Source organism: Campylobacter sp. US25a, assembly GCF_004379075.1.
Classification (GTDB): Bacteria; Campylobacterota; Campylobacteria; order Campylobacterales; family Campylobacteraceae; genus Campylobacter_D; species Campylobacter_D jejuni.
Genome location: NZ_RYYM01000085.1, coordinates 1 through 545, shown reverse-complemented (window position 1 = coordinate 545; position 545 = coordinate 1). Strand labels below are relative to the sequence as shown.

The following is a 545-nucleotide window of genomic DNA, read 5'->3' as shown; positions in this document are numbered from 1 at the left end:
TTTTAACAAGTAGGAGAGTAAACTAATTAAACTAAGGTATGATCTTTTATAAGATTACCAAAGATAATTAAACTGAGCAAATCCTGTATGGGTATTGCCATCTTTATCAAACATTCCATTATAGTTTAAACTAAAATAGAAAGCTTCATTAACAGGAATGATAAAAGAAGTGCTTACAAATTTTTGTACTCTTGGTAAATCAAACTCATCACTTACTTTTATATTTCCAAATCTAGCCTCAGCTTCTACTTTAGGATTGATATTAAACTTAGCTCCAAGTTCTACTGAAGTTTTTAAATTAGGCAACCAATCTCTAAACCAAGTAAGACTTGTTTTAGTAGAGAAAAGATTTAAATAGTTTGCATAGGTTCTTTCTCCACCTTGAACTGTTGCTTGTCCTATAGTATCTTTCATAGAAAAAGCTTCAGTATAACCTCCTTCATAAGCAAGACCTATTTCAGGGGAGAATATATCTTTATTAGAAATAAAATTCATACCTAAGGCTGTATTGACTCCATAAGCATAAGAATTAGGTTCAGCTTTAG

Annotated in this window: 1 pseudogene; it reads right to left on the bottom strand. The window is 30.5% G+C overall.

Going from position 1 to position 545, the window contains the following annotated elements:
• Positions 1-54: 54 nt before the first annotated feature.
• Positions 55-545: pseudogene (locus ELQ12_RS09855) on the bottom strand (autotransporter outer membrane beta-barrel domain-containing protein); the annotation flags it as partial.